This window comes from Nocardia sp. CDC519, assembly GCF_059509835.1.
Window position 1 is genome coordinate 63,200 of record NZ_CM183377.1, and the last position, 23,642, is coordinate 86,841.

Sequence of the window (23,642 nt, forward strand, 5' to 3'; positions counted from 1 at the left end):
GCCGCTACCGGCGACGACACGCCCGCTCATGACGCGGACTTCTTCAGTCGTAGGCGGTGCCAGGTGATCACCGACAGGATCGCGGTCACCACCAGGAGCATCGCGATGTCGAGCAGCCAGATGCCAGCACTGTGCTCCCAGAGCGTGTCGGGCTGGGCGTTGGCGAACAGCGTGCGGATGTCGACGGTGGACGCCGCGGCCGCATAACCCCAGCGCGAGGGGAACAGCCAGGAGATCTGCTCGAGCACCACGCGATCGGTCACCGGGATCATGCCGCCGGCCATCACCAGCTGCACCATGATCGTCACCACCAGCAGTGGCATGACCTGCTCGTTGGACTTGGCCAGCGTCGACAAGGCCAGGCCGACGACGACACACGACACCGCGGTGAAGGCGACGCCGACATACAGTTCGAGGCTGCCGGACGGTATCAACGCTCCCGCGCCGGGCGGATTCTTACCCGCCAGCGCGATGCCGATGAGCACCGCCGACTGCAACAGGGCGGCGACGCTGAAGACCACGATCTTGGCCATGGCGTAGGCAGAGGGCAGCAGGCCGACCGCGCGCTCCCGGAAGAAGATGGTGCGCTCGCCGACCAGGTCGCGCACGGTCAGCGTCGACCCCATGAAGCAGGCGCCGAGCACGAGAACCACCAGCAGCTGCTGGGTTTCGCCGCCGCCCTGGTGGACGAAGATCTGCTCGCCATTGGGCCCGGGCACCGGCACCTGCGGTCCAGGCGCGAATCCGTTCTCACCCGGGACGACCAGCGTCAGCACGCCGAGCACGAACGGCAGGATCACCAGGAACGCGAGGTACCCGCGGTCGGCCAGGATCAATCGAACCTGCCGCCGTACCAAGGTGGAGAACTGGCGCCACCCGCTCGATTGCGGCGGACTGCCCATCGCGCCGTGCCGCATCGGCGCGGGCGGAGGCGGCGGCGGTATGAACGCCTGCCGCGACCGGTACGCCGCGAACGCCTGATCCGGGTTCGCCGCGACATTGGCGAAGATCTCCGCCCAGTCGCTGGTCCCGAGCGCACTGCCGACACCGGCCGGGTTGCCGGCGTAGGCGGTCTTACCGCCGGGGGCCAGCAGCACGACCTGATCGCACATGTCCAGGCAGGCCACCGAGTGGGTGACCACGATGACGACGCGGCCGGCGTCGGCCAGCTCGCGCAGCATCACCATGACCTGACGGTCCAGCGCCGGGTCCAGGCCGGAGGTGGGCTCGTCCAGGATCAGCAGCGACGGACCGGTGAGCAGTTCCAGCGCCACCGATGCCCGCTTGCGCTGACCACCCGAGAGCCGATCCACCCTGGTATCGGCATGCTCGGTGAGCGAAAGTTCTTTCAGCACACCGTCGATGACCTGCTGCCGGTCGGCGCTCGAGGTGTCGGGCGGCAGCCGCAGCTCGGCGGCGAAGCCGAGCGCCTGACGCACGGTGAGCTGCCGGTGCAGCACATCGTCCTGCGGGACCATGCCGATACGGGACCGCAGCGCTTCGTATTCGGCGTGCAGGTTGCGGCCTTCGAAGGTGACCACACCGCCCGAGGGCTGGGTATTGCCCGCGATGAGCTTCGACAGCGTCGATTTACCCGCACCGGACGGGCCGATCAAGGCGGTGAGCGTGCCTCGCCCGGCCTGCAGATTGACATCGACGAGCAGCTGCTTGTTGCCCTCGACGGTGAACCCGACCCCGTGCACATGCAGGCCCTGCTCGGCGACCGGACGCTGCCGATGCACCAGCGTGCCCTGCTGGACCACGAAGTCGACGTTGCCGATGGTGATGATGTCGCGTTCGCGCAGCACTGTTCGCTGCTGCCGGACACCGTTGACGAAGGTGCCGTTGGCCGAGCCGAGATCCTCGATGGTCAGGCCTTCGGAGCCGGCCACCAACCGGGCATGCCTGCGCGAGGCCAGCGGATCGTTGACCACGATCTGGTTGTCGGCGGTACGGCCGATCGCCAGTCCGCCGGCGGGCAACCGGTCCGCGCGCGCGATCGGCGAGGTCGACGGCCTGGCCCGCACCGGGGGCAGCGACGACGTATCAGCTTTGGTCGTCATATTGATATTGACGTTGGGGGCCGCCGGTTGCGGCTGCGGCGCACTGTGGAATCCGGCGATCCGGCTCGCCCCCGATTGCGGACCGGAGTGCGGACGCTGCGGCGGCGCGGGCGGCGGCCGTAACCCCTGACGCGGCGGTTGCACCGGATGCTGCGGCTGCGACGGATGCTGCGGCGGACGAGCTCGAGGCGCCGCGGGCAGCAGATGCAACAGCGGCCCGGTGATCGCGTCACCGAGCCGCACCTGCATGGGCCGATCAATGGAGACGGGCCGGCTGAGCCGGGCCGCGTCGACGAACACACCGTTGGTGCTGCCGTTGTCGCGCAGCACCCAGGCACCCCCCTGCCAGGCCAAGATCGCGTGTACCCGTGAGACCAGCGGACTGTCCACGAAGAGGGTCACTTCCGGCGCGCGGCCCATCGTGACCTGCTGGCTCGAATCGAAAATTCGTTCGGTTCCATCATGGCGCACGGTGATGGTCTGCGCCCCCGGTGAAGACATGCAGCGGATACTATTCCATCACCCGGACATCGGCGGTGCCCCCGATGCGCCATGCCCCGTTCCGGCGACCGAAACACCGACCGACCGGCCGACGAGGGGGAGGAACCGATGCGGCAACGTCGTGCGACCGCCGTCATCATCGCCGTGCTGTGCGCGGTCACCGCGCTGGTGGGATGCACCCGATCCGTGGACGGGCGGGCCGTCTCGATCTACGACGATCCGTTCAAGGTGGCAGGCCTGCCCACCACCAGCGGCCCGAGCGGCCCGCGCCCCGACGTCCCCGACAGCGAGCTCACCGCACGCAACGGCGACGGCGGCGAGGTCGACACCCTCGCGCTCAACGCTGTCGAGGACATCCAGGCCTACTGGGCCGAGGTGTACCCCGAGGAATTCGAGGGCGAGTTCGAACCGGTCGACAAGCTGGTCTCCTGGAGCGCCAAGGCCGGCCGCAACGATTCCGTCGAGTTCTGCACCGAAACCACCTACCGCCTTGTCAATGCGGCCTACTGCCGGCTCGACAACTCCATCGGCTGGGATCGTGCGCTGCTGCTACCGACCATGGAGGAAACCTTCGGCAAGATGTCGGTGGTCATGGTGCTGGCACACGAATACGGGCACGCCATCCAGACCATGTCCAAGATCGTCGACCGCAAAGACCCGGTGATCGTCAAGGAACAGCAGGCCGACTGCTTTGCCGGCGCGTTCATGCGCCATGTCGCCGAAGGTAAGTCGAAGCACTTCACCATCAACACCTCCGACGGCCTCAATTCCGTGCTCGCGGCGACCGTCGCTATCCGCGACTCCGACCCCGATGATCCGGAGAGCGTGCACGGTTCGGCGTTCGAGCGGGTCACCGCCGTACAGATCGGATTCACCGACGGCCCCAAGGGCTGCAAGGCCATCGACATGGACGAAATCGAGCGCCGCCGTGGCGATCTGCCGCAGAGCTTCGAAGGCGACGCCAACCGCGGCGAATACCCGATCACCAAAGAGAACCTGATCGAGCTGAGCAAGGCGCTGGCCGCGATCCTGCCGATCGACGGCGACCCCACCTACAGCTACGACGGCGCGCAGGTCGACTGCAGCAACGGCACCACCACCGAACCGGTGAGCTACTGCCCCGCCAGCAATACCATCGCCACCGACATCCCCGGCCTGGCCGAACGCGGCACCTCCGACACCGACCCGGATGATCCGCTGCCGGTGAAGGTGACCGGCGATTACAACGGTTACGTCGTCTTCATCGCCCGCTACGCGCTGGCCGTGCAGCGCGATCAGGGGCAGCAGTTGGTCGGCGCCAAGACCGGGTTGCGCTCGGCGTGCCTGTCCGGTGTGGTCACCGGCAAGCTCGCCGAACCGGGCAGGCCGCCATCGGAAGGCGATATCACCCTGGCCGCAGGCGATCTGGACGAAGCGGTGTCCGGGCTGCTCACCGACGGGCTGGCCGCCAGTGACATCAAGGGTCAGACCGTGCCAAGCGGTTTCGCCCGCGTCGACGCCTTCCGCGCCGGCGTGCTGAACGGCGAGACCACCTGCATGTCGCGGTACTCCTGAGCGTCAGCCGAAAGGTGGCGGCGCCGCCGGATCGAAGCGCAGCACCCGGTTGCCGATCATGATCTCGGTACCCGGCAGCAAGACCATCGGCTGATTCGGTGGCAGCCGCACCCAGTCGCGATACCCGGCCACCCGGGTGCGGGTGCCGTTGGTCGAGCCGCGGTCCACCAGCGTCACATCCCAATTGACCAGCACGATGTCGGCGTGCGCGCGCGACATCCCACCGGAGTTGTCCTCGATCTTGAGCGGGATCAGACCGCGGCGGGCCTGCTCGGAATGCTCCGGATCGCGCCCGATGACGGCGTCGGCGGCGAGCATGAACGTCATCCCGTCATCGAGTACAAGCATGCCGAGCGGCGGCCGGACCACCTCGCTCAATGCCTGCGTCTGGTCGACCGGCATCCCGCAGACCGTGCAGAACGCCGAGCGCGGATCGCTGGGATGTGCCCGCGCGCATTTGAATCCCATCACCTTGACCGCGAGCGTGGTCGCGCGGGCGGTGGCCTCCAACCGCCGCTGCAGCTGCGGATCGGGCCGCGGTGAGGGGTCGGTGCCGCGTTCTTCGGTCGTTTCCGGCGGTTGCCCGCCGTCGCTCAGGTCGAGCATCGAGGTCGAAGCCTGCGTGGGCGTCGCGTTCGGATCCGTCGGCGCCGATTGCGCCGCAGCGGGTTCCGGCGAACGTTCCTGGTCGATGCGTGCTGTCGGCAGTGGCGGCGGCGCCGACCGCCGATGCGAGCCACCCCCGGTGTGTTCGGCGCCGGCCCGGCGCGGCGCATGGGCACGCACCTCATCGGACCAGACGATCACCCCGCCCGCCTGGGCGATACCTTCCACCAGCCAGCCGATTCCACGTTCGGTGGGCAGCTCGGGCACTCGGCCACCGTTGTCGTCGACGAACAGCGCGACCGCCTTCGACGGCACCGACGCCACCCGGTCCACGGTGAACGCCGCGTCGCTGCCCCGATACCGTTCGACCTGCTCCCCCGCGAGCACCGCGGTGACGGCGCCGTGCAGGAAGATCGCCACCCCGCCGTTCTCGGCATGCGACAGGATCCCGAAATCGATCGGACGGCCGGGGCTGATCTGTTCAGCGTCCTTCATCAACCAGCGCGTCGCGTTACGCGCGACCAACGCGCCAGGCCCGGCAGGTTGCTGTTCGGCCGCGTCGCTGACCAGCTCGGCCAGCGATTCCAGCGCTCGAACCGCAGGCGATTCCTGGGTGGGCTTCCCCCGATCCCGGTGCGCCACGACCACCACGGCACCCGCAACCCGGGCCGCCGCATGATTACCGGCGACCACCTCGACCTGCCGATCCTTCAACGGTATCGGCCCTCCCCTGGATCGGAATGCTGGATCGTCGCCACCAGACCAGAGTATTGCAATGCGAACAACACCGGTCCGGTTACCCGCGGTTCGTCAGCAGGCTCTGATCGGCGCCGAAGGCCTTCGGCGAACACGTTCGCATGTCCCACCGGTGCAGTACTATCCGGCTGACACACTCGAGTAAAGGGGGGAGCGTGCAGCTCACCGCGAGATCGCACCGTTTCCGGGCCGGGGTCGCCCTGTTGTTCGCCTGCGCTCTGGCCGCCTCGGGCTGCGGATCCGACACCGAGGCCGCCGAACCGGCCGTGGATCTGACCCAGCTCGATGTCGGCGGTTATGCGACGCTCCCGCGCGAACTCGGCGCACCGAAGAACAAGGACGTCCCCCGGTTCGTCGAGGCCCAGCGCCTCGGCAACGTCATACCGCTACCGGTGGAGATCGACCCGAAGCTGGTGTATCAGCCGCCGGGTGCGGTGCGCCCGTTCCTGCTCCCCGACGAGTCCCACGGCAGTCCGATCCACCGGTGGATCAAGGAGGACAACTTCGCCAACGATGCGAAGGGGTTCATCTCCGGGTTCTCCGCGACCGGGCAGTCGAACAAGGTCAACAGCCTCGCCTACACGTTGTCGACCTCGGTGATGATCTTCTCCGATGCGAAGTCGGCGACCGACGCCGCCGCGAATCTGTCGCGGGCCGGGTTCTATGACGACGACAAGTACCCCGTCGAACCGGCGAAGCTCGACGAGCACCCCGCGGCCCAGGTGCGATACCAGCCCGGCATGCAGGTGCTGGCCTCCTGGCTGGCCCAGGACCGGTTCGTCATCGTCACCATCGTCTCGAACTACGAGAACAAGCTCCTCGGCGAGTCCGACCTGCCCGGCCTGTCCGCGCTGTCGGAGAAGGCCATCACCGCGACGAGCGCCGCCCTGGAGAAATTCGAGCCCACACCGCCGGACAAGATGATGGAGAACTCCATCGATCCCGACGGTATGCGCTCGATCTCGCTGCGCCGCCCTGAGGGCGATTCGTTCCTGAACGTGCCGGGCACCTACGACCTGCACGGCGCCCTGCACTTCCCCACCGACCCGGTCCAGCGTAGGCAGGAGCTCGAAGCCGCGGGCGTCGACCGCGTCGCGCACGACGCGGGTGAGCTGTACCGGACGGCCGATGCGGAGTCGGCACAAGAGCTGATGGACAAGTCCTCCCAGCTCAACCGGTTCTTCCGCAGCGCGGATTCGCCGAAGGGTCTGCCCCAGGCCACCTGCACCGAGTACAAGGGGCCGGCCCAGGGCGCGATTCGCTTCTACTGCCACGTCACCTACGACCGTTATTACGCGTTCATGGGCGCCGAACAGTTGCTGGACGCCCAGCAGCGGATATCCGCTCAGTACGCCATCCTGGCCAACTCCCAGTAGGACTGCGGCACATGCGAATTCGAAGCATCATGAGGACATCGACGCTCCGGTGTGCCGCGGTGGCCATCGCCGCGACCACCGTGTTGACCGGCTGCTCGGCCGTATCGGGCACCGCGGTTCCCGGGGAACCGGATGTCCGGGGACTCGATATCGGCAGCTACCCGGTCACCCCACTCGATATGCGCTGGGAATACCTGAACAGCCTGGTCGGCGGCACCGAGCTGGCGATCATGCGGCTGTCCGACAGCGTCATCAACGGGATCGATGTGGACCCGAAGCTGAAGTACAACCGCGGGGCGAAGGGCTTCGAGGACGCCCGAGCGGCCACCGAGCTACTCGCCGACGTCAACGGTCCGGTGCTGGAACGGCACAAGTTCATGTTCGGCCTCGGCATCACCTCCGCCGACCGCGCCAAGCGGGAGAAATCAATCGGCGAAACGGCGGTCACCATCGGTGTGCTGCAGTTCCCGGACGCGGCGACGGCCAAGGCCGCGGCGCGCGACCTCGACCAGACCGATTTCGCGGTGGCGCCCGACCAGAACAAGGCGGTCGCGCTGAAGAAATACCCCGACGCCCACTCCCATTGGCGGCCGGGCATTCCCTCGCTCGGCACCACCATGGCCGTCGGCAGCTACGTGCTCACGCTGCTGGTCACCTGGCCGAGCCCCGACCTGGACTCGCTGACGAGTCTGGCCGAGAAGACCTATGAGATCCAGGTCCCGCTGCTGAAGGAACTGCCTGCCCTGTCCAAGCGTGAGGTGCTGGAGCTGCCGTTCGATCCCGACGGAATGCTCCGGCGCATCCTGACCTCCGAGGAATTCTTCTTCGCACCCGCCGCAGGCACCGTCGGCACCTTCAAACCACGGGGCGTGCTGCACTGGGTCGGCGAGCCGACCGACGTGCAGAAGGCGATGCAGGACAGCGGTGTCGACAGCATCGCCCTTGCCGACGACACCTACCTATGGCGCACCAAGGACGCCGATGCCGCGGCGAAGTTCGCCGGTTCCCGGCTCACGGCGAGCCGGTGGACGGATATCGATGCACCGAAAGACGTTCCGGACGCCCGCTGCCGGGAAGACGCCAACCCCAACGACTCCGATCAGAAGTACGTCTGCATCGTCCATTACGACCGCTATGTCGCCCAGGTGCAGAGCGGCCAGCCGATCGATGTCCGGCAGCGGGCGGCCGCGCAGTACGCCCTGCTCGCCAACAGCCAGTACCAGTAGCGCCACCACCGACGACGGCCCGGCTCCATTGCCGCCCACTATGCTCCGAAGAACGTCCGCCCCAGCCGGCACCCCGATGCCGAACCAGCCAAGACAGGAGACCGCGAGATGGCGATGAGCCCCGGCACCATCGTGGGCGGATATCGCATCCAGCGCGTACTCGGCGCGGGTGGGATGGGCACCGTTTACCTGGCCAAACACCCCAGCTTGCCCCGGATGGACGCGCTCAAGGTGCTCAGTGGGCACCTCAGTGCCGACAACGAATTCCGGGGCCGGTTCGAACGTGAAGCGAACCTTGCCGCCGGACTGGATCACCCGAACATCGTGTCGGTCTACAACCGCGGCGAGGAAAACGGCCAGCTGTGGATCGCCATGCAGTACGTCGACGGCACCGACGCCGCCGCCGAACTCGAGCGCGATCCGCGCGCCATGACCCCGCAGCGCGCGCTGCGCATCGTCACCGAGGTCGGTAAAGGGCTGGACTACGCGCATCGTCGCGGGCTGCTCCACCGCGACGTCAAACCGGCGAACTTCCTGCTCTCAGCCGAGCACGACGAGGAAGAACGCGTCCTGCTCACCGACTTCGGCGTCGCCAAATCCTCCGAAGACACCACCGACCTCACCCAGACCGGCAGTTTCGTCGCCACCATCGCCTACGCGCCCCCCGAGCAACTCGCCGGCGGCCGGCTCGACCACCGCGCCGACATCTACAGCCTGGCCTGCGCCTTCTACAAACTGCTCACCGGCCAGAACCCCTACCCGGCAACCCAGCCCGCCATGGTCATGATGGGCCACCTGCACGAACCACCCCCACGGGCCACCGCGGTCAACCGCAACCTGCCCCCCGCCATCGACCAGGTCTTCGCCCGCGCCCTGGCCAAGAACCCGGCCGAACGCTTCAACACCTGCCGCGAATTCACCGACGCCGCAGCTCGAGTCCTCTCCGGCTCTATCCCGCACGCCCCCGGCCCCAGCTACACCTCCGGCGCCCACCAGCACCCCACCGGCACCCTCGGCTACACCGCGGGCCCCCACGCCCAGGAACCCAGCTGGCCCCGCTACGCCGTCAACAACACCGCAGAGCAGACCCGCCCACCCACCGACCCGCGGGCCCATATGTCGGCGCCATCCATCCAGCAGGCTCCCACCCCCACCGAGCCCCGCCGCAACCGCGCCCGCCTCCTGACCGCCGCAGCCGCGGTAATCGTCGTCGCACTGGCTGCGGGAATCGGGATCTGGGCGATGACCGGCGGCGATACGCCCGCAGGGCCGGCCGGCACATCGACCAACGCCGCACCCGGCTCCATCGAGGAAGCCCGCAAGAACAATCCGGCATTCGCAGGTAAGTCCGTCACGGTCGTCGATGTCACCGGCGGAAAGGCCTACGACAACCAGCTTGCGATGTATCTCGCGCCGAGCGACCAGGCGAAGTTCCTCCAGGATCTGGGGTTCGTCTACAATCCGGGCTTCGCCAAGTCAGGCGACGAAGCCTCGCCTCGGCCGGTGACCAAAGAAGACCGCTATTCCACCTTCTCCAAAGTGAATTCCGACTACATCGTCGCTATCCGCAGCGACGAAGGCGCTGGTGGCGGCGGACTATCCGGACTCAGCCCATACGTCACCGACGTCAAGTCGATCGTCATCGTGGTCGACGACCCGGCTACCGTCAACGCCTTCCGGAATTGGACCAGCTCGTCGCAGCCGCTGCTACTGGAGAAGCTCGTCCCGATCCTGTCGGCACAGGTGAAGTAGTATCCCTTCAACTGCGATCTACCAAGGGGGAGTCCAATTGAAGCCGACTGTGCTGTCGTCTTCGCATCGAGGGCTATGGGCATTGTTCGCGGCCGGAGCCATCGCAATCGGTGCGACGGCATGTGGTTCGACCGATACGCCGGCCGCTTCCACTCCGGTACCGGAAATCGACATGAGCACGTTGGATCCCGGCGGATTCCCTACTCGGCCCCGCGAATTCGGTACGGTGCAGACTATCGACCAGGCTCGTATCGTCGAAGCGACCCGGCTTGCCGAACACCTTCCGCTCCCCGCCGAAATCGACCCGGGATTCAATTACTCGAACCAGTCCATGGGGCGGATCCTGCTCGGGCCAGAGCAGCTCGGCCGCCTCATTGCGGTCGACAATTTCGACAAGGACGCAGCCGGATTCATTTCAGGATTTCTCAGCGAGGGTGAAACGAAACCCGACCATGCGGGACTGCATTTCATGAATGCAGTGCTGATCTTTCCCGATGCCGCCAGAGCCGCCGGAGCAGCGGCCGCGCTGGAGAATTCGGACTACCTTTACAACAACAGGAACCAACGAGTGGCCATCCCCGGATACCCCGAAGCGCATGCACACTGGGAACCGGGAGTGCAATCGATCGGCTCCTGGTTCGCCTCTGGCAACCTGGTCATCTATACCTGGGTGTACGACTACGTCAAGACCTGGCTGAAGAAGGATGATCTTCCGGCGCTCCTCGGTTTGGTGCAGAAGAGCCTCGATGTCGTGGTCCCAGCGCTCGAGAAGTTCGAACCGACACCCGCCGACAAGCTTATGCAGCTTCAGGCCGACCCCGACGGAATGATGAAGCGGGTACTGCCGCGGTCCGAAGGGAATCCCCTCGTCAACCCGCCGGCGGTGTTCACCGCCAACGGTGCCCTTCATCTCGCCGAGTTGCCGCTCGACAGGAAGCAGCTGTTCACCGAACTAGGCGTGGACCGGTACGTCGAGGGCGACGCCCTGCTGTGGCGAGCACGTGATGCGGGTGCCGCAGATCGCCTCATGGACGATGTGAGCGAACTCGACAAGAAATATCGCAGCATCGACCCACCCAAGGGTCTCCCGATCGCCAAATGCAAGGAATACATAGGCCGAGATCGCTACGTGCCAAGGTACTACTGCACGGTCAAATACGATCGCTATGTCGCACAGACCTGGTCATTGCAGTTGACCGATATCCATCAGCTGATTTCGGCCCAGTACAGCTTGTTGGTGAATGCCCAGTGAAAACTTCCCGCAGAATTACCAAGCTCCGCCTGGCAGGCATCCTGGCCGTTGCTGCCACTGCGGTATTGACAACAGCATGTGGCTCGACCATCCCTGGATCACCAGCGGCCGGTGAAATCGACATCCGAATTTTCGACACCGGGCAATATCCGACCGAACCACTCGATGCGCACGATGACACGCCGGTTCCGGGATTCTACGACTACTGGAAAATCGCAGGAATGCGGCTGGCCAACCACGTTCCGCACCCGTATCTGATCGATCCCGCGCTCAAACTCAACTCTTACGGTACGAGTATGTCGGATACTGGTCTGCCCGACTTCATGGGCAAAGAAGCCGAATTGACCGCGATCGCCAAGCGGAACAAGATGCTGTTCGGTTTCCGGACGTCGGCCAGCAGCGTGCTCTATTCGACACCAAGCTACTACGAATGGCCCGAAACCAAGTCGGCATGGGGACCATCGACCTCGCTCGCGATCGCGGTTTCGCAATATGTCGACGACGCGCACGCCCAGAAGGCCGCCGACGAGTTCTTCCGAGCGGACCGCGATCGGTTCAAGGACAATGAGGAAGTCGAGCTTCCGAAACACTCAGCAGCGCTGTCACATTGGAAGCCCGGCGGGACCGCACTCCGATCGTTCACGGCCCGGGGCTCCTATGTCGTGTCGATCACAGTAGTTATGCCCACCTCCGACCTGAACGGATTGAAGGGCCTCGCGGAAAAGGCTTTCGAAAAGCAACTTTCTATGCTCGATGCGCTCCCGCCGATAACTGACGAGGGAATGCTCGAACTTCCCTGGGATCCCGAGCGGATGCTACGCCGCACGCTCAACCCCAACCAGTTCCACAGCCCCACCGTGGACGAGGACTACGGGGTGTTCGAGCCGGACGGGTTCCTGCATTTCACTGAGGACGCCGGCGCTACGAAAACTTTCCTCGACCGTCTGGGCGCAGACCGAGTGGCCAGCTCCTACGGAACGCTGTCTTTTCGGGTAGCCGATCCCGAGGCCGCACAGCGAGCCGTCGAAGAGAAGGTCACCGCATACCCGTTCAGTAGGGTGCTCGATCCCCCGAAAGACGTGCCGGATACCGCCTGCGTGGAGGTAGCAGACCCGGGCGGCAGTGCCGAGTTCATGTGCATCGTCGCCTACGACCGATACGTGGGCTATGTGGGCTCCAACCAGATAACCGATGTACATCAAAGGGCGGCCGCACAATACGCGCTGTTCGCAAATAGCCGGTAAGCACGCGGAACCCCGACGCGAGCTCAATAACGGACGATTGCTGAGAACCGCCCGCGAACGACCAGGAGACATGAGACATGGCGATGAGCCCAGGCACCATCGTCGGTGGATACCGGATTCTGAAGGTGTTGGGCGCCGGTGGGATGGGTACCGTCTACCTCGCTAAACACCCGACCTTGCCGCGAACGGACGCCCTCAAAGTGCTCAGCGGCGAGCTCTCCCGCAACGATGAATTCCGTGCCCGGTTCGAACGAGAGGCGAACCTCGCCGCCGGTCTCGACCATCCGAATATCGTATCGGTCTACAACCGAGGTGAAGAGGAGGGGCATTTATGGATAGCGATGCAGTACATCGAGGGAACGGACGCTTCGGCCGACCTGACGCAGAATCCGTATTCGATGTCACCACTGCGGGCTCTCCGAATCGTCACCGAGGTCGGCAAGGGCCTCGACTACGCTCATCGAAAGGGCCTGCTGCATCGCGACGTCAAACCCGCCAACTTCCTGCTGTCGACGTCCCGCGACGAAGAAGAACGGGTATTCCTCGCCGATTTCGGCGTGGCAAAATCGTCCGATGACGCCAATAACCTGACACAGACCGGAAGCTTCGTAGCGACCATCGCCTACGCGCCGCCGGAACAACTCAGCGGCCAATCTCTCGATCACCGCGCCGACATCTACAGCCTCGCCTGCTCGTTCTTCAAGCTGCTGACCGGCCAGAACCCCTACCCAGCAAGCCAACCAGCGATGGTCATGATGGGACACCTTCATGAACCACCACCGCGCGCTTCCGTGGTTCGTCCAGGGCTGCCGAATGCCATCGACCGTGTCTTTGCCAAAGCCATGGCAAAGAATCCGGCGGAGCGTTTCGGCTCCTGCAAGGAATTCACCGCCGCTGCGGCAGCAGCTCTGACTCCGGGACACCATCCCGTTTCCACCAACACCTCACCGACCTACCCCGTCCAAGTGTTGCCGCCCGATTCACGTGCCCGTGCCGCGACGGTGACCGGGGATATCGCGCCACCGCTTCAACCGTCGAACCCGCGCAACGGCGCCGGTCGGCGCAAGATGATCGCCGGCGCTGGAGCCGCAGCCCTCGCGGTCGCCTTGGCGGTCGGTGCGACAGTATGGATCACCAATAGCGATGCCGCACCGGCTCCAGCGGACGCAGCCGCTTCGGCCGGAGCCACCGACGCCGCGCCGGTGTCCCGGGCCCGCGTGGACAACCCCGCATTCCAGGGAAAAACCGTCACCGTAGTGGACTACCAAGGGCCGGAGTCCGTGGAGGTCTACTACAACAAGTCACCACAGGCGGAATTCCTCCAGAAGTTGGGGTTCATCTACAATCTGAACCTCACTCAGGGCAATGGCCAGGCAGCCCGGGGCCCTGTCGAGGGGAGGATTTCGGAAATCGCCGACGACCCGAAGGCGTACCTCATAGTGCTACGAAGCGATCCCCAAGCGGGGGGTGGTGGCCTCACCGGGTTGCCCTTCGACATTGTGCATTCACGCTCGCAGGTGATCGCCGTTGACGCGCCACCAGCTGTTTCGGCCATGCGCGATTGGTCCGGGCGTTCTGAGGAAACCTTGCTGGATCAGCTGGTTCCGGTGCTTCGCCAGCGTATTAAATGAGTACGGCATCAAGCAAAAAAGGTGCGCTTCGAATCGTGCTGGACGATTGGAAGCGCACCTTATGGCAGGCCATCGGCCCTGGTATCACATCCAGGACTGAGCCGCGGTCTTGTCGGCGGTGGTCATATCGATGGCGCCGTCCTCGACGACCTTGGCGACCGCCTCGAGGATCGTCAGCAGGTCGTTGTGGGCGTCGTCCCAGCGGGCCTGCTTGTCACGGTAGGCGGCCTGCGCCTGACCTTCCCAAGACGCAACCAGCTGGTTGACGTAGCCGGTCAGCTCGTCGTGGGTCTCCGTCAGACGGCTCTTGGACGTACGGATGTCACCAGCGAGCGCGATCAGCTGGCCTTCGTTGTAAAGCATTTCGCCTCCTAAAAGAAAAAGACTGGTTCTGTTGTTCAGCTCTGGATGTTGAGGCTGCTCGCCTTGCCCAGCTCGCCCGACGCACCCGCCTTGTGGATGGAGTCGAGGTGCGCCTGCTCGGCATCGGTGAAGCCCTTGCCGTTCTTGCGAATGGAATCGGCGATCTCCTGCAGAACCGTGTGCAGCCGGTCGGAGGCATCGCGGTAGTCGTTCATGACCCCCTGGAACGCCTTGGCGGCCTCGCCCTTCCAGTTCCCTTCGGAACCGGCGACGAGAGTACCGATGCGGCTGAGCTCGGACGCCAGCTGGCCGTTCACAGTTTCGACGTGGCCCGCCGACGCCTCCATTGCGCCAAAATCGGCAATGATGTTAGACATTCTGCCTCCTGCTTCTACGTTTGGGTTCGGACGCGCTGCGCCAGCAGGGCCGAACTGCTCCTACACGATGATTGGACGCTAGGGCTGCCCAATCGGTTCCATCGATGTGGAAGAAATTTTTGGCTGTTGTCATGGGATGACTTCCAGCGTGGTTGCGACGTCTGCACAGAGTTGTGTTGTCGTGTCTTGCCCCCCTGTCTGATATTGGCACCCGATGCTGACTTGGGTGCTGTGCTCGACGATAACATGCCAGTCGACTTGTGAACCGTCGTCTGGATGTTCGGTGTAGGCCAGGCCTGGGCGGCCGCCGAAGACTACGTCGTGGCGCAGGGGGCTCATGGTTCCCGCGGGACGTTGCTTGATCTGAGCCTCGAGGTCGGCCGCGACCTTTTCGTAGCCGACACCTGGGGCTACCTGCTTTTGAGTGAGCGTGATTCGGGCCTTTGTGCCGTCTTCGGGGACCAAGTAGATGCGGGATCCGCCTGCCGCCTCGGTGATCCGCCAGCCGGACGGGACCTCGAACCGGATATTGCCGATCGTTTCAGGAGCTGGTGCGGCCTTAGTGGTCGCCTTGGCTGGAGTTGTCGGAGCGACGGTGGGCGATGAGGGTGCGGCGACCGTGGACGATTGGGCCGCTGCTGCCGTGCCGCTCGTCTCATCGGGCTGGTTCATGGCGACGGCTGCGCCGATACCTGCGACCACTATCGCGGCGACGGCGGCTGCGCCGATGTAGATCGGTGTGCGCGAACGCGGCGGCCGAGTCGCCGCGGCGCGCTCTCGCAATGGTTGCAGCCATTCGGTCTGCGGCAGCGGAGGAATGGATGCTGTCGGGTAGTGCGTGGGCTCGTTCTGCTTGTTACGAGCCAGATCGGCGCTCGCGACTGTCCGAACTTCGGTGTCGGGGCCGCTGACTTCGGTGACAACCGAACCGATGAGCTCGAGGAAGCGCGGGTCGGCGCCACCGACGACCAGGACGCTGTCAGCGGGCCGTCCGGCCAGCAAGCGTTCGAGGAGTGCCCGTAGGTCCGTCAAACCTGGGCTGTCCGGAGCGATCTCGGCGGCAGCAAGGTTCGGCTCGTGCTCACACGCCTCGATCCCCGGACCCTGCTGACCGTAGGTGACCGATGTCGCGGTCGTCGACAACGGGGCGAACTCGATCACCACCGTACGGCGATCCCGGTTTCGAATATCCGCCGCTACCGCACGTAGGGCTGCGGTGTGAATCTTCACCTCGGAGGCGCAACGAGAAGCGGCAGTTTCGAGGTCGGAACGGCGCCGTGCCCCCCATTCGGTGGGCGTGACGATCGTCAGGCGTTCGCAAGGCGCCGGAACACGCAACTCGGCAAGCAATCTGCCGAATACCGCCGTCATAGCGTCGATCGGCGAAGGCAGGCTCGGCAGATAAGCGATCCGGTCCGCGGTCAGCAGTTGCACTGCCGAACATGCCATCGACTGCGGCGCCAGTGGTTCTCCGACGACGAGACTCATCCCGTCGCTGCCGGGCGCAACCGACGGTGGCATGTCCGCGTGCGTGTTCGAGCTCCGCGCCCACAGGCGCGCATCGGTAACGATCAGCTCGACTGCGGTCATGAGATCGGCTGGATGTACGAAGTCTGGATGAGCTCAGCGCCGGCCCGGCTGACGAGAGTACCGCGCCCCGGAGGCATCGCACTCGGCCGGACATTCCCGAGCAGGCTGCCTTCTTCCCGGCTACCGCTCATGATCAAACCTGGTGTGGCCAGATCCCGCAGGCGTGAGATAGCAGCCTCGTACATCGCGCGGGATGCACCACCGGACCGACGGGCGATGATCAAGTGGAAACCGACATCCTTTGCGTGCGGAAGGTATTCGACGATCGGTGCGATCGGATTACCACTCGATGTGACCACAAGGTCGTAGTCGTCGACGATCAAGTAGAGATCCGGACCGGACCACCACGAGCGCTCACGCAGCTGCTGGGGAGTGACGTCAGGGCCGGGCATACGCGAATTGAGCAGCGCGGCGAGATCATTGACGTTGGTGGTAAGCCCTTGCGCGCTGGTGGCATAGGCGGCGATGTGATCGCCCTCGACCGCACCGAGCAAAGTGCGCCGGTAGTCGGCGAGGATGATCGCCGCTTCCTGTGGCCGGTTCGACTCCATGATGCCCTGGCAGATGCCGCGCAGCAGGGTCGTCTTTCCACACTCGGTATCGCCGAAGATGAGGAAGTGCGGCTGTTCGTTGAAGTTGAGGAAAACAGGCGCCAGTTCGGATTCGTTGATACCGATCGGAATACTGAGGTTCCGACGCCCCGGAACAACCGTGCCCCAACCCTCGATGGTGGACATCAGGTCGTAGCGATCCAGCCGATCCGGCAGCATACGAACCTTCGGCGCAGGACGCCCAGGCGTCATCGAAGCCAGCTGCTGCACCGCATTCGCCACACCGGTGCTGAGGTCCTGCGGGTCAGAGCTGCCATCCACCCGCGGCAGCGCGGTGAGCATGTGCAGGTTCTCCGGGGTCATACCGCGGCCGGGACGGCCCTGCGGCACGAGGGCGGCGATCTTGCGACCGAAGTCGGAGTCGGCCGGGTCACCCAAGCGCAGTTCGAGGCGGGTGCCGATCTGGTCCTTGAGGGCCGGGCGGGCTTCCATCCAGCGTGACAGGGCGATCACCACGTGGACGCCGTAGGACAGGCCCTGGACGGCGAGGTTCATGATCGGCTGTTCCAGGGCGTCGAAATCCTGGCGGATCGAGCCGAACCCGTCGATGACCAGGAAGGCGTCGCCGAACGGGTCCTCATGGGCGCCGGCCGCCGCGGGGCTGCTTGCCGGATCCATGGCGCGCAGGCGGCGGAACTCGGCCATCGACTCGATGCCGAGCTGGCGGAAACGGAGTTCGCGCTGGCGAACGATCGTGGTCATTTCCGCGATGGTGCGGCGGACCTTGTCCTCGTCGAGGCGCCCCGCAACCGACCCCACATGCGGCATACCCTCGAGGCTGGCGAGCGTACCGCCACCGAAGTCGAGGCAGTAGAACTGGACCTGTTCGGCGGTGTGGGTCAGCGACATCGACATGATCAGGGTGCGCAGCATGGTCGACTTGCCGGACTGCGGGCCGCCGACGACGGCGACGTTGCCCCGGGAGCCGGACAGGTCGACGACCAAGGGGTCGCGGCGCTGGTCGTACGGGCGGTCGACGATGCCGATGGGGGCGCGCAGGGTGGCCACCGCGGCGTACTCGCCGGTGAGGATCGAGCGCGGGACGAGCTGGTCGAGGGTGGGAGCCTCGTCGAGCGGCGGGAGCCAGATCTCGTGGGCCGGGCGGCCGTGGCCGCGGATGCGCTGCACGAGCATGCCGATGTTGGACAGCTGTTCGCCGTCTTCGCCGGCCTGGGGTTCCGGATCGTCGGTGGGCTCGGGGGGCAGCGGGATGCGGTCGGCGCTGCGGAAATCGACATGTCCCGCTTCGAAAGGCCTTGCGCGCACATCGATTTCACCGGCCTGGGTGGCGATGGTCATGTCACGCTGCGAACCACCACCGACGTATGGCCCGGAGACGTAGGACGCCTGGAAACGCACGATTTCACCGGAGTCGGACTTGAGGTAACCGCCACCGGGACTGTTGGGCAGGTTGTAGGCATCGGGGACACCGAGCACCTGACGGGATTCGTTGGCGGAGAAGGTCTTCAGACCGATGCGATAGGAGAGATGGCTCTCCAGGCCCTTGAGCTTGCCTTCCTCCAGGCGCTGCGAGGCCAGCAACAGATGCACGTGCAGCGAGCGGCCCAGGCGGCCGATCATGACGAACAGTTCCGCGAAATCCGGGTGCTGGGTGAGCAGTTCGGAGAACTCGTCGAGCACCACGAACAGCGCGGGCAGCGGGTCGAGGTCGGCGCCTGCGGCGCGGGCCTTCTCATACTCGGAGACGTTGGCGAAGTTGCCGGCCTGGCGCAGCACTTCCTGGCGCCGGTTCATCTCACCGGCCAGGGCGTCACGCATACGGTCGACGAGGTCGGCTTCGTCTTCGAGGTTGGTGATGACGGCGGCGACGTGCGGGACGTCTTCGAAGCCGAGGAAGGTCGCACCGCCCTTGAAGTCGACCAGGACCAGGTTCAACTGATCCGGCGAATGAGTCGCCAGCAGGCTGAGCACCAGGGTGCGCAGGAACTCCGACTTACCCGAACCGGTCGCACCGATGCACAGACCGTGCGGACCCATACCGCTTTCGGCGGCTTCCTTGATATCGAGCACAACGGGCAGGCCATCGGCGCCGACACCGAACGGAACCCGCAGCCGCTCCCGGCCGTAGCGCGGCCGCCACGCGTGTTCGGGGTTGAAGGTTCCGATATCGCCGAGGTTCATCAGCTGGGCCCAGCTGGAAATGACCTCGGTGTCATCGACCTCGACGTCGCTGCTGCGCTGAGTCGCGGCGCGGAACGGGGCCAGCCTGCGGGCCACCTGCTGGGCCTGCTCGGGGCTGATCCGGTCGATCATCGCGAAGCGTTCCTGATTGCCGGTGGCACCGCGGCCGACGCATTCGCCGTTCTCGACGATCATCTTGATACCGCGCGAAACCGCAAGGCGCGGAGCGTATCCGCACAGATCGATGATGGTGACGCCCTCGAAGCCGGATTCGCGGAGCTGATCCTCCTCCGACTCCAGCAGACCACCGTCGACGACGATGACGATGTGCACCAGGTTCGGGTTGGCCGGCTGGTTGCGCGAGTAGCGGACCCGATTGGCCAGCAACGGCTGCAAGCCGGTGGCCGCCTCACGGATGGAGCTGTAGAACATGCGCTGGGTGCCGATGCCGTCCTGGGCATCGGGATGCTGCGAATGCGGCAGCCACTTCGTCCAGTCCCATTCCGAGGCGGTGTCCGGACCGCAGACCACCGCGATCAGCACCTGATCGGGACCATGAAACATGGCCAGCTGCAACAACATCGCGCGCGTCATATCGCGGGCCTGGCCGCGATCACCGTCGAGCGCGATGGTGGCGAAACCCTTGACCGCGATCGCGGTGGGCAGATCCGGGACGGTGGAATGCGCGCGGACGAAGCGGCGCAGCGAGACCGCGGCGATCGGCTCCAACTCTTCGACGGGGCCCGTTTCCGGAGCGATCAGCCGGGTGGCCAGGCGCTGGCCGCCGATGCCGATGCGCGCGTGGCAGAAGTCCTTGTCGCCCGCGCGGCGCTCCCACATCCGGCTGGTGCCTGCCAGCATCCAGATCAGACCTGGTTCCGGGTGGCTCCATTCGACGGCGGCGCGCTGCTGGGTGGCCGTCTCGTCGACATCTTTACGCACCTGATCGAGGTAGCGCAGGTAATCCTTGCGATCCTCGTTGGCCTCCGCGGCCTTCTGTCCCTTGCCGCCACCCTGGCCGGCGAACATACCGACCATGGAGAACAGCATCATGACCGGGAACATCATGGTCATCGGGTTCGACATCATGCCGCCACCCTGAGTGAACATCAGGGCCATCATTCCGACCATGCCGATGACCATCACGACCGGCATCAACTTCATGAGCAGATTGCCCGGCGTCACCCGAGGGATCTCGGGAGGCGGCTGCAGGGTGACCTCTCCACCCGGCGTCCGCGGCATCTCCCGGCGTGCGCGCCGCTGAAACCGGACTGTGCTCATAAGACGAGAATTCCCCCTCTTGGCCTGCGGTGTTCGGGCCTCAGTGTAGAGGCAACCGCCGACATGTCGTACAGTTCGACCAGCATTCTGCTGCCCGGACCCATGGGTTCGCAAGCTCCGCTCGGGCCGGCGGAGTGCGGAAAACACGAGGTAGCGACCGAGTTGGGGGAGCCTTGACGCACGCGCGACTTGACCACATCGAGGAGGAATCCTCACGCGGCATCGTCCGCGCACCGGACCTGACCAGGGTTACCATTCTGGCCAAACATACCCAGGTGGACATGGCCATCCCGGTGGATGTCCCGGTCGCTCTGGTGATTCCGAGTGTCGTCGACATGGTCGCCCAGCACAGCCGCACCAATGATTTCGACAATGAGGGTGAACGCTTCGAACCGGCCGAGTGGGTGCTCGCGCGCATCGGTCACCCACCGTTCTCCAACTCGTTGAGCCTGGGTGAGCACGGCGTCCGCGACGGCGAGCTGCTGATGTTGGAGAGCGCGGCACACACCGCGCCCACACCACTGTTCGACGACATCATGTACAACGTCGCGATCGCCGACGCCGACCATTTCAAGGGTTGGACGCCCAAAACCGCACGTATCACCGGCTCGATTCTCGCCGCCTTCACCATGCTCGCCGGATGTGTCGGCCTGCTCGCCGCCCCCGATGCCATGGCGGGCTGGATCACCGGCTCCATCGCGCTCGGCGTGACGATCCTGCTCGTGGTCGCCGGCATGGTGCTGAGCCGGATGTACGGCGATACCGCCACCGCGCTCGTGCTCGGCGGTTGCGCGCTGCCGACGGCGTTCACCTCGGGCATGCTCATCGTCCCCGACCACTATGGCTGGGCGAACTTCCTGCTCGGTTCGGTGCTACTCGGGGCGACCGCGATCCTGGCGTGGCGCGTCACCGGCGTCGGGCTCGGTTTGTTCATCGGCGCGAGCGCGCTCGCGATCTACGCGGTCCCCGCCGCGCTGGTCGGATTGCTGACCGACCAGCCGGTGCGCGCGATCGGCGCGGTCGCCGCCGCCCTCGGCCTCGCCGGATTGTCGCTGGCGCCGCGGGTTTCGATGCTGCTGTCGAAGTTGCCGCTGCCTCCGGTGCCCTCCCCCGGCACCCCGATCGACCCGACCGAGGACGACCCGGACGATCACCGGGCGCTGCCGACGATGGAAGTGCTGCGCGCCAAATCCGAACGCGCCCGCATGTATCTGAGCGGTCTGGTCTCGGCGACCACGCTGGTCACCGCGATCGGAGCGCTGGCAGCGACCGATCCCACCGGCGAGGGTTACTACTGGCAGGGCATCGCGCTGGCGCTGGTGTGCGCCGTGGTGCTGATGTTCCGCAGCCGCACCTACGCAGGCGCCGAACAGGCCGTCGTGCTGATCGCGGGCGGTGCGGCGATCGTGCTGATCATGCTGATCGGCATGAGCTTCGTCGCCGAACTGCCACTTGCGGTGTTCGGTGCCGCGATGGTCATGCTGATCGCCGCGCTGATCCTCGGCATCATCATCCCCAACCAATCGGCGACACCGCCGATGCGCCGCGCCGTCGAACTGCTCGAATACGCGTTCGTCGCAGCCGTGCTGCCCCTGGTCTTCTGGGTGGCCTCGCTCTACTCCCTCGTTCGCGGGCTGTGAACGGGCGCCTCCGCGTCACGGCCGCCGCCCTGACGCTGGGTTTCAGCGCGTCGTTCGGTTTGAGTCTCGGCCAGGGCGTTGCGTATGCGGATCGGCCACCGCCGATCGATATGGGGAAGTTGCCGGCGGGTGATCCTGCGGTGCCGCCGGATCCGACGGAGCCCAAGCCGAACGTCGCCTGCGCCGACATTCAGCGTGGCGGCGATGGACCGACGATCCCACAACCGCAACGGGCGCTGGACCTGCCGCACGCTTGGAAGTTCGCGACCGGGGAGGGACAGCTCGTCGCCGTCATCGATACCGGCGTCTCGCCACACCCACGTCTACCGGGCCTGATCCCCGGTGGAGACTACGTGCAGGCCGGTGGCGACGGCCTCAATGACTGCGATGTGCACGGCACGATCGTCGCCGGACTGATCGCGGCGACAAGGGTTCCCGATCAAGGGTTCTCCGGCGTCGCGCCCGATGCCCGAATCATGTCGATTCGGCAGACCAGCGATAAGTTCACGATCAAAGGTCGCTCCCGCGAGGAACGCCCGGAAGACCTGCCCGGATACGGAAACATCAACGCATTGGCCTCGGCCGTACGACGGGCAGCCGACCGTGGTGCATCGGTCATCAACATCTCTTTGGTCAGCTGTGTGCCCGGCTCATACCAGCTTCCGGATGAAGCGCTGGGCGCCGCGTTGCGTTACGCGACTGTGGAAAAGAACGTCGTAGTGGTCGCTGCCGCCGGCAATATGGATCAGACTTCGAAGTGCCAGGCCGGAAATCCGGACGTCTCCCCGCTCGATCCCTCGGCCGACCTCTGGGACAAGCTGACCACGAACGTCACCCCGGCGCGCTTCGACGATTACGTCTTGACCGTCGGTTCCATCGGGCCGAATGGCCAGCCGTCGGACTTCACGGTGCCGGGCCCATGGGTCGATATCGCTGCTCCTGGTGAGGGGGTCGTCGGGCTGGATCCGACCAGCGGCGGCACCATCACGGGGAAGGGCGAACAAGGCAAAGTCAGCAGCCTCCAGGGCACCAGTTTCGCGGCCCCTTACGTTTCCGGCGTCGTTGCACTGGTTCGCCAACGCTTCCCCGAGCTCAGCGCTCAGGACGTTATGAAGCGCCTGAAGGCTACTGCTCATGCTCCCGCCGAAGGCTGGAACCCTTACATCGGTTACGGCGCGGTCGATCCGGTCGCCGCACTCACCAACGAGGTTCCGGAAACCCCCTTGCAGGCGAAACAGCCGAGCCCCGCCCAAAACGTACAGCTCCCTGTGCCCGAAGCCCCACCACCGCCGGACAACCTCGCACGCAATGTCGCGTTGATCGGTACCGGAATCATCAGTAGTGGACTGATTCTCGGCTACCTGGCGTCCTTCCCCATCCGCCGCCGATTCGGAGTTCGCGAGGACTGAGCAACCGCCGACACTGCTCGACCACAATGATGCGGCCCGCCGATTCGGCGGGCCGCATCATTTGTCGTCAACGAGTCGGCACCCGCCGACTGTGGGTTCTAGTGCCTGTAGAACAGCGCCCACGTCTTTCGCTGCACAGTTTCCCAGGGCTCACAGTAGTAGTAGACGCCAGGAGCAGTGGATTCCTTGTTCCGTTCCCGGTTTTCGGCGGTCCTCCTGTTTGCCTCGGCCTGACAGTCGCTCTTGCTGCTCGTTTCGGGCGGAGAAC

15 protein-coding genes are annotated in these 23,642 nt (G+C 65.4%); 9 read left to right on the forward strand and 6 right to left on the reverse strand.

Annotated elements, in window-relative coordinates; translation table 11 throughout:
* Nucleotides 1-26: 26 nt before the first annotated feature.
* The gene (locus AC5W7N_RS00335) at nt 27-2,564 is read right to left on the reverse strand and encodes an FHA domain-containing protein (RefSeq protein WP_194990452.1); all 2,538 of its coding nucleotides are present in this window, start codon (nt 2,562-2,564) and stop codon (nt 27-29) included.
* A gap of 108 nt (nt 2,565-2,672) precedes the next feature.
* Between AC5W7N_RS00335 and AC5W7N_RS00340 the strand changes: the two genes are divergently transcribed.
* A complete protein-coding gene (locus AC5W7N_RS00340; RefSeq protein ID WP_194990451.1) occupies nt 2,673-4,118 on the forward strand; it encodes a neutral zinc metallopeptidase in 1,446 nt (481 codons plus the stop codon).
* Between the two features lie 3 nt (nt 4,119-4,121).
* On the opposite strand, the gene AC5W7N_RS00345 is transcribed toward AC5W7N_RS00340, so the two are convergent.
* Entirely contained in the window at nt 4,122-5,438 is a 1,317-nt protein-coding gene (locus AC5W7N_RS00345) for an FHA domain-containing protein (RefSeq protein ID WP_195006969.1), read from the reverse strand.
* 197 nt (nt 5,439-5,635) lie between these two features.
* Between AC5W7N_RS00345 and AC5W7N_RS00350 the strand changes: the two genes are divergently transcribed.
* The 6 genes from AC5W7N_RS00350 (at nt 5,636) to AC5W7N_RS00375 (ending at nt 13,961) form a co-directional block, all read left to right on the forward strand.
* On the forward strand, nt 5,636-6,856 hold the full coding sequence (locus AC5W7N_RS00350; RefSeq protein ID WP_195020654.1) for a DUF7373 family lipoprotein: 1,221 nt from the start codon (nt 5,636-5,638) through the stop codon (nt 6,854-6,856).
* A 59-nt stretch (nt 6,857-6,915) separates the two neighbouring features.
* Entirely contained in the window at nt 6,916-8,082 is a 1,167-nt protein-coding gene (locus tag AC5W7N_RS00355; RefSeq protein WP_194991806.1) for a DUF7373 family lipoprotein, read from the forward strand.
* A gap of 108 nt (nt 8,083-8,190) precedes the next feature.
* Nucleotides 8,191-9,834, forward strand: a complete 1,644-nt coding sequence (locus AC5W7N_RS00360) for a serine/threonine-protein kinase (RefSeq protein WP_490724639.1) — start codon at nt 8,191-8,193, stop codon at nt 9,832-9,834.
* Between the two features lie 37 nt (nt 9,835-9,871).
* Nucleotides 9,872-11,086, forward strand: coding sequence for a DUF7373 family lipoprotein (locus AC5W7N_RS00365; RefSeq protein ID WP_490724638.1), 1,215 nt, complete (start codon nt 9,872-9,874; stop codon nt 11,084-11,086).
* The gene (locus AC5W7N_RS00370) at nt 11,083-12,330 is read left to right on the forward strand and encodes a DUF7373 family lipoprotein (RefSeq protein WP_195020650.1); all 1,248 of its coding nucleotides are present in this window, start codon (nt 11,083-11,085) and stop codon (nt 12,328-12,330) included. Before AC5W7N_RS00365 ends, AC5W7N_RS00370 begins: the two co-directional genes overlap by 4 nt.
* A 77-nt stretch (nt 12,331-12,407) precedes the next feature.
* On the forward strand, nt 12,408-13,961 hold the full coding sequence (locus AC5W7N_RS00375) for a serine/threonine-protein kinase (protein ID WP_195020649.1): 1,554 nt from the start codon (nt 12,408-12,410) through the stop codon (nt 13,959-13,961).
* Nucleotides 13,962-14,045: 84 nt separating this feature from the next.
* Here the strand turns inward: AC5W7N_RS00375 and AC5W7N_RS00380 are convergent, their stop codons facing one another.
* From AC5W7N_RS00380 to eccCa, 4 genes are all read right to left on the reverse strand, one after another.
* A complete protein-coding gene (locus AC5W7N_RS00380) occupies nt 14,046-14,324 on the reverse strand; it encodes a WXG100 family type VII secretion target (protein WP_195020648.1) in 279 nt (92 codons plus the stop codon).
* A 35-nt stretch (nt 14,325-14,359) separates the two neighbouring features.
* Complete coding sequence (locus AC5W7N_RS00385) at nt 14,360-14,701, reverse strand: WXG100 family type VII secretion target (protein WP_195020647.1); 342 nt, start codon at nt 14,699-14,701, stop codon at nt 14,360-14,362.
* Nucleotides 14,702-14,830: 129 nt separating this feature from the next.
* Nucleotides 14,831-16,291, reverse strand: coding sequence for a type VII secretion-associated protein (locus AC5W7N_RS00390; RefSeq protein WP_490724637.1), 1,461 nt, complete (start codon nt 16,289-16,291; stop codon nt 14,831-14,833).
* Nucleotides 16,288-20,325 carry a type VII secretion protein EccCa gene (gene eccCa / locus AC5W7N_RS00395; protein WP_195020645.1) on the reverse strand — a complete coding sequence of 1,346 codons (4,038 nt, stop codon included), beginning with the start codon at nt 20,323-20,325 and terminating at the stop codon, nt 16,288-16,290. Before eccCa ends, AC5W7N_RS00390 begins: the two co-directional genes overlap by 4 nt.
* 173 nt (nt 20,326-20,498) lie before the next feature.
* Between eccCa and eccD the strand changes: the two genes are divergently transcribed.
* Nucleotides 20,499-21,965 carry a type VII secretion integral membrane protein EccD gene (eccD, locus tag AC5W7N_RS00400; RefSeq protein ID WP_163814559.1) on the forward strand — a complete coding sequence of 489 codons (1,467 nt, stop codon included), beginning with the start codon at nt 20,499-20,501 and terminating at the stop codon, nt 21,963-21,965.
* On the forward strand, nt 21,962-23,374 hold the full coding sequence (gene mycP / locus AC5W7N_RS00405; protein ID WP_324197394.1) for a type VII secretion-associated serine protease mycosin: 1,413 nt from the start codon (nt 21,962-21,964) through the stop codon (nt 23,372-23,374). Before eccD ends, mycP begins: the two co-directional genes overlap by 4 nt.
* Nucleotides 23,375-23,642 lie beyond the last annotated feature (268 nt).

Excerpts from the sequence above, each read along its gene's own strand:
- AC5W7N_RS00335 (WP_194990452.1), bottom strand. The coding sequence starts at position 2,564 with ATGTCTTCACCGGGGGCGCAGACCATCACCGTGCGCCATGATGGAACC.
- AC5W7N_RS00385 (WP_195020647.1), bottom strand. The coding sequence starts at position 14,701 with ATGTCTAACATCATTGCCGATTTTGGCGCAATGGAGGCGTCGGCGGGC.
- AC5W7N_RS00340 (WP_194990451.1), top strand. The coding sequence starts at position 2,673 with ATGCGGCAACGTCGTGCGACCGCCGTCATCATCGCCGTGCTGTGCGCG.
- AC5W7N_RS00375 (WP_195020649.1), top strand. The coding sequence starts at position 12,408 with ATGGCGATGAGCCCAGGCACCATCGTCGGTGGATACCGGATTCTGAAG.
- AC5W7N_RS00390 (WP_490724637.1), bottom strand. The coding sequence starts at position 16,291 with ATGACCGCAGTCGAGCTGATCGTTACCGATGCGCGCCTGTGGGCGCGG.
- eccCa (WP_195020645.1), bottom strand. The coding sequence starts at position 20,325 with ATGAGCACAGTCCGGTTTCAGCGGCGCGCACGCCGGGAGATGCCGCGG.
- AC5W7N_RS00380 (WP_195020648.1), bottom strand. The coding sequence starts at position 14,324 with ATGCTTTACAACGAAGGCCAGCTGATCGCGCTCGCTGGTGACATCCGT.
- AC5W7N_RS00360 (WP_490724639.1), top strand. The coding sequence starts at position 8,191 with ATGGCGATGAGCCCCGGCACCATCGTGGGCGGATATCGCATCCAGCGC.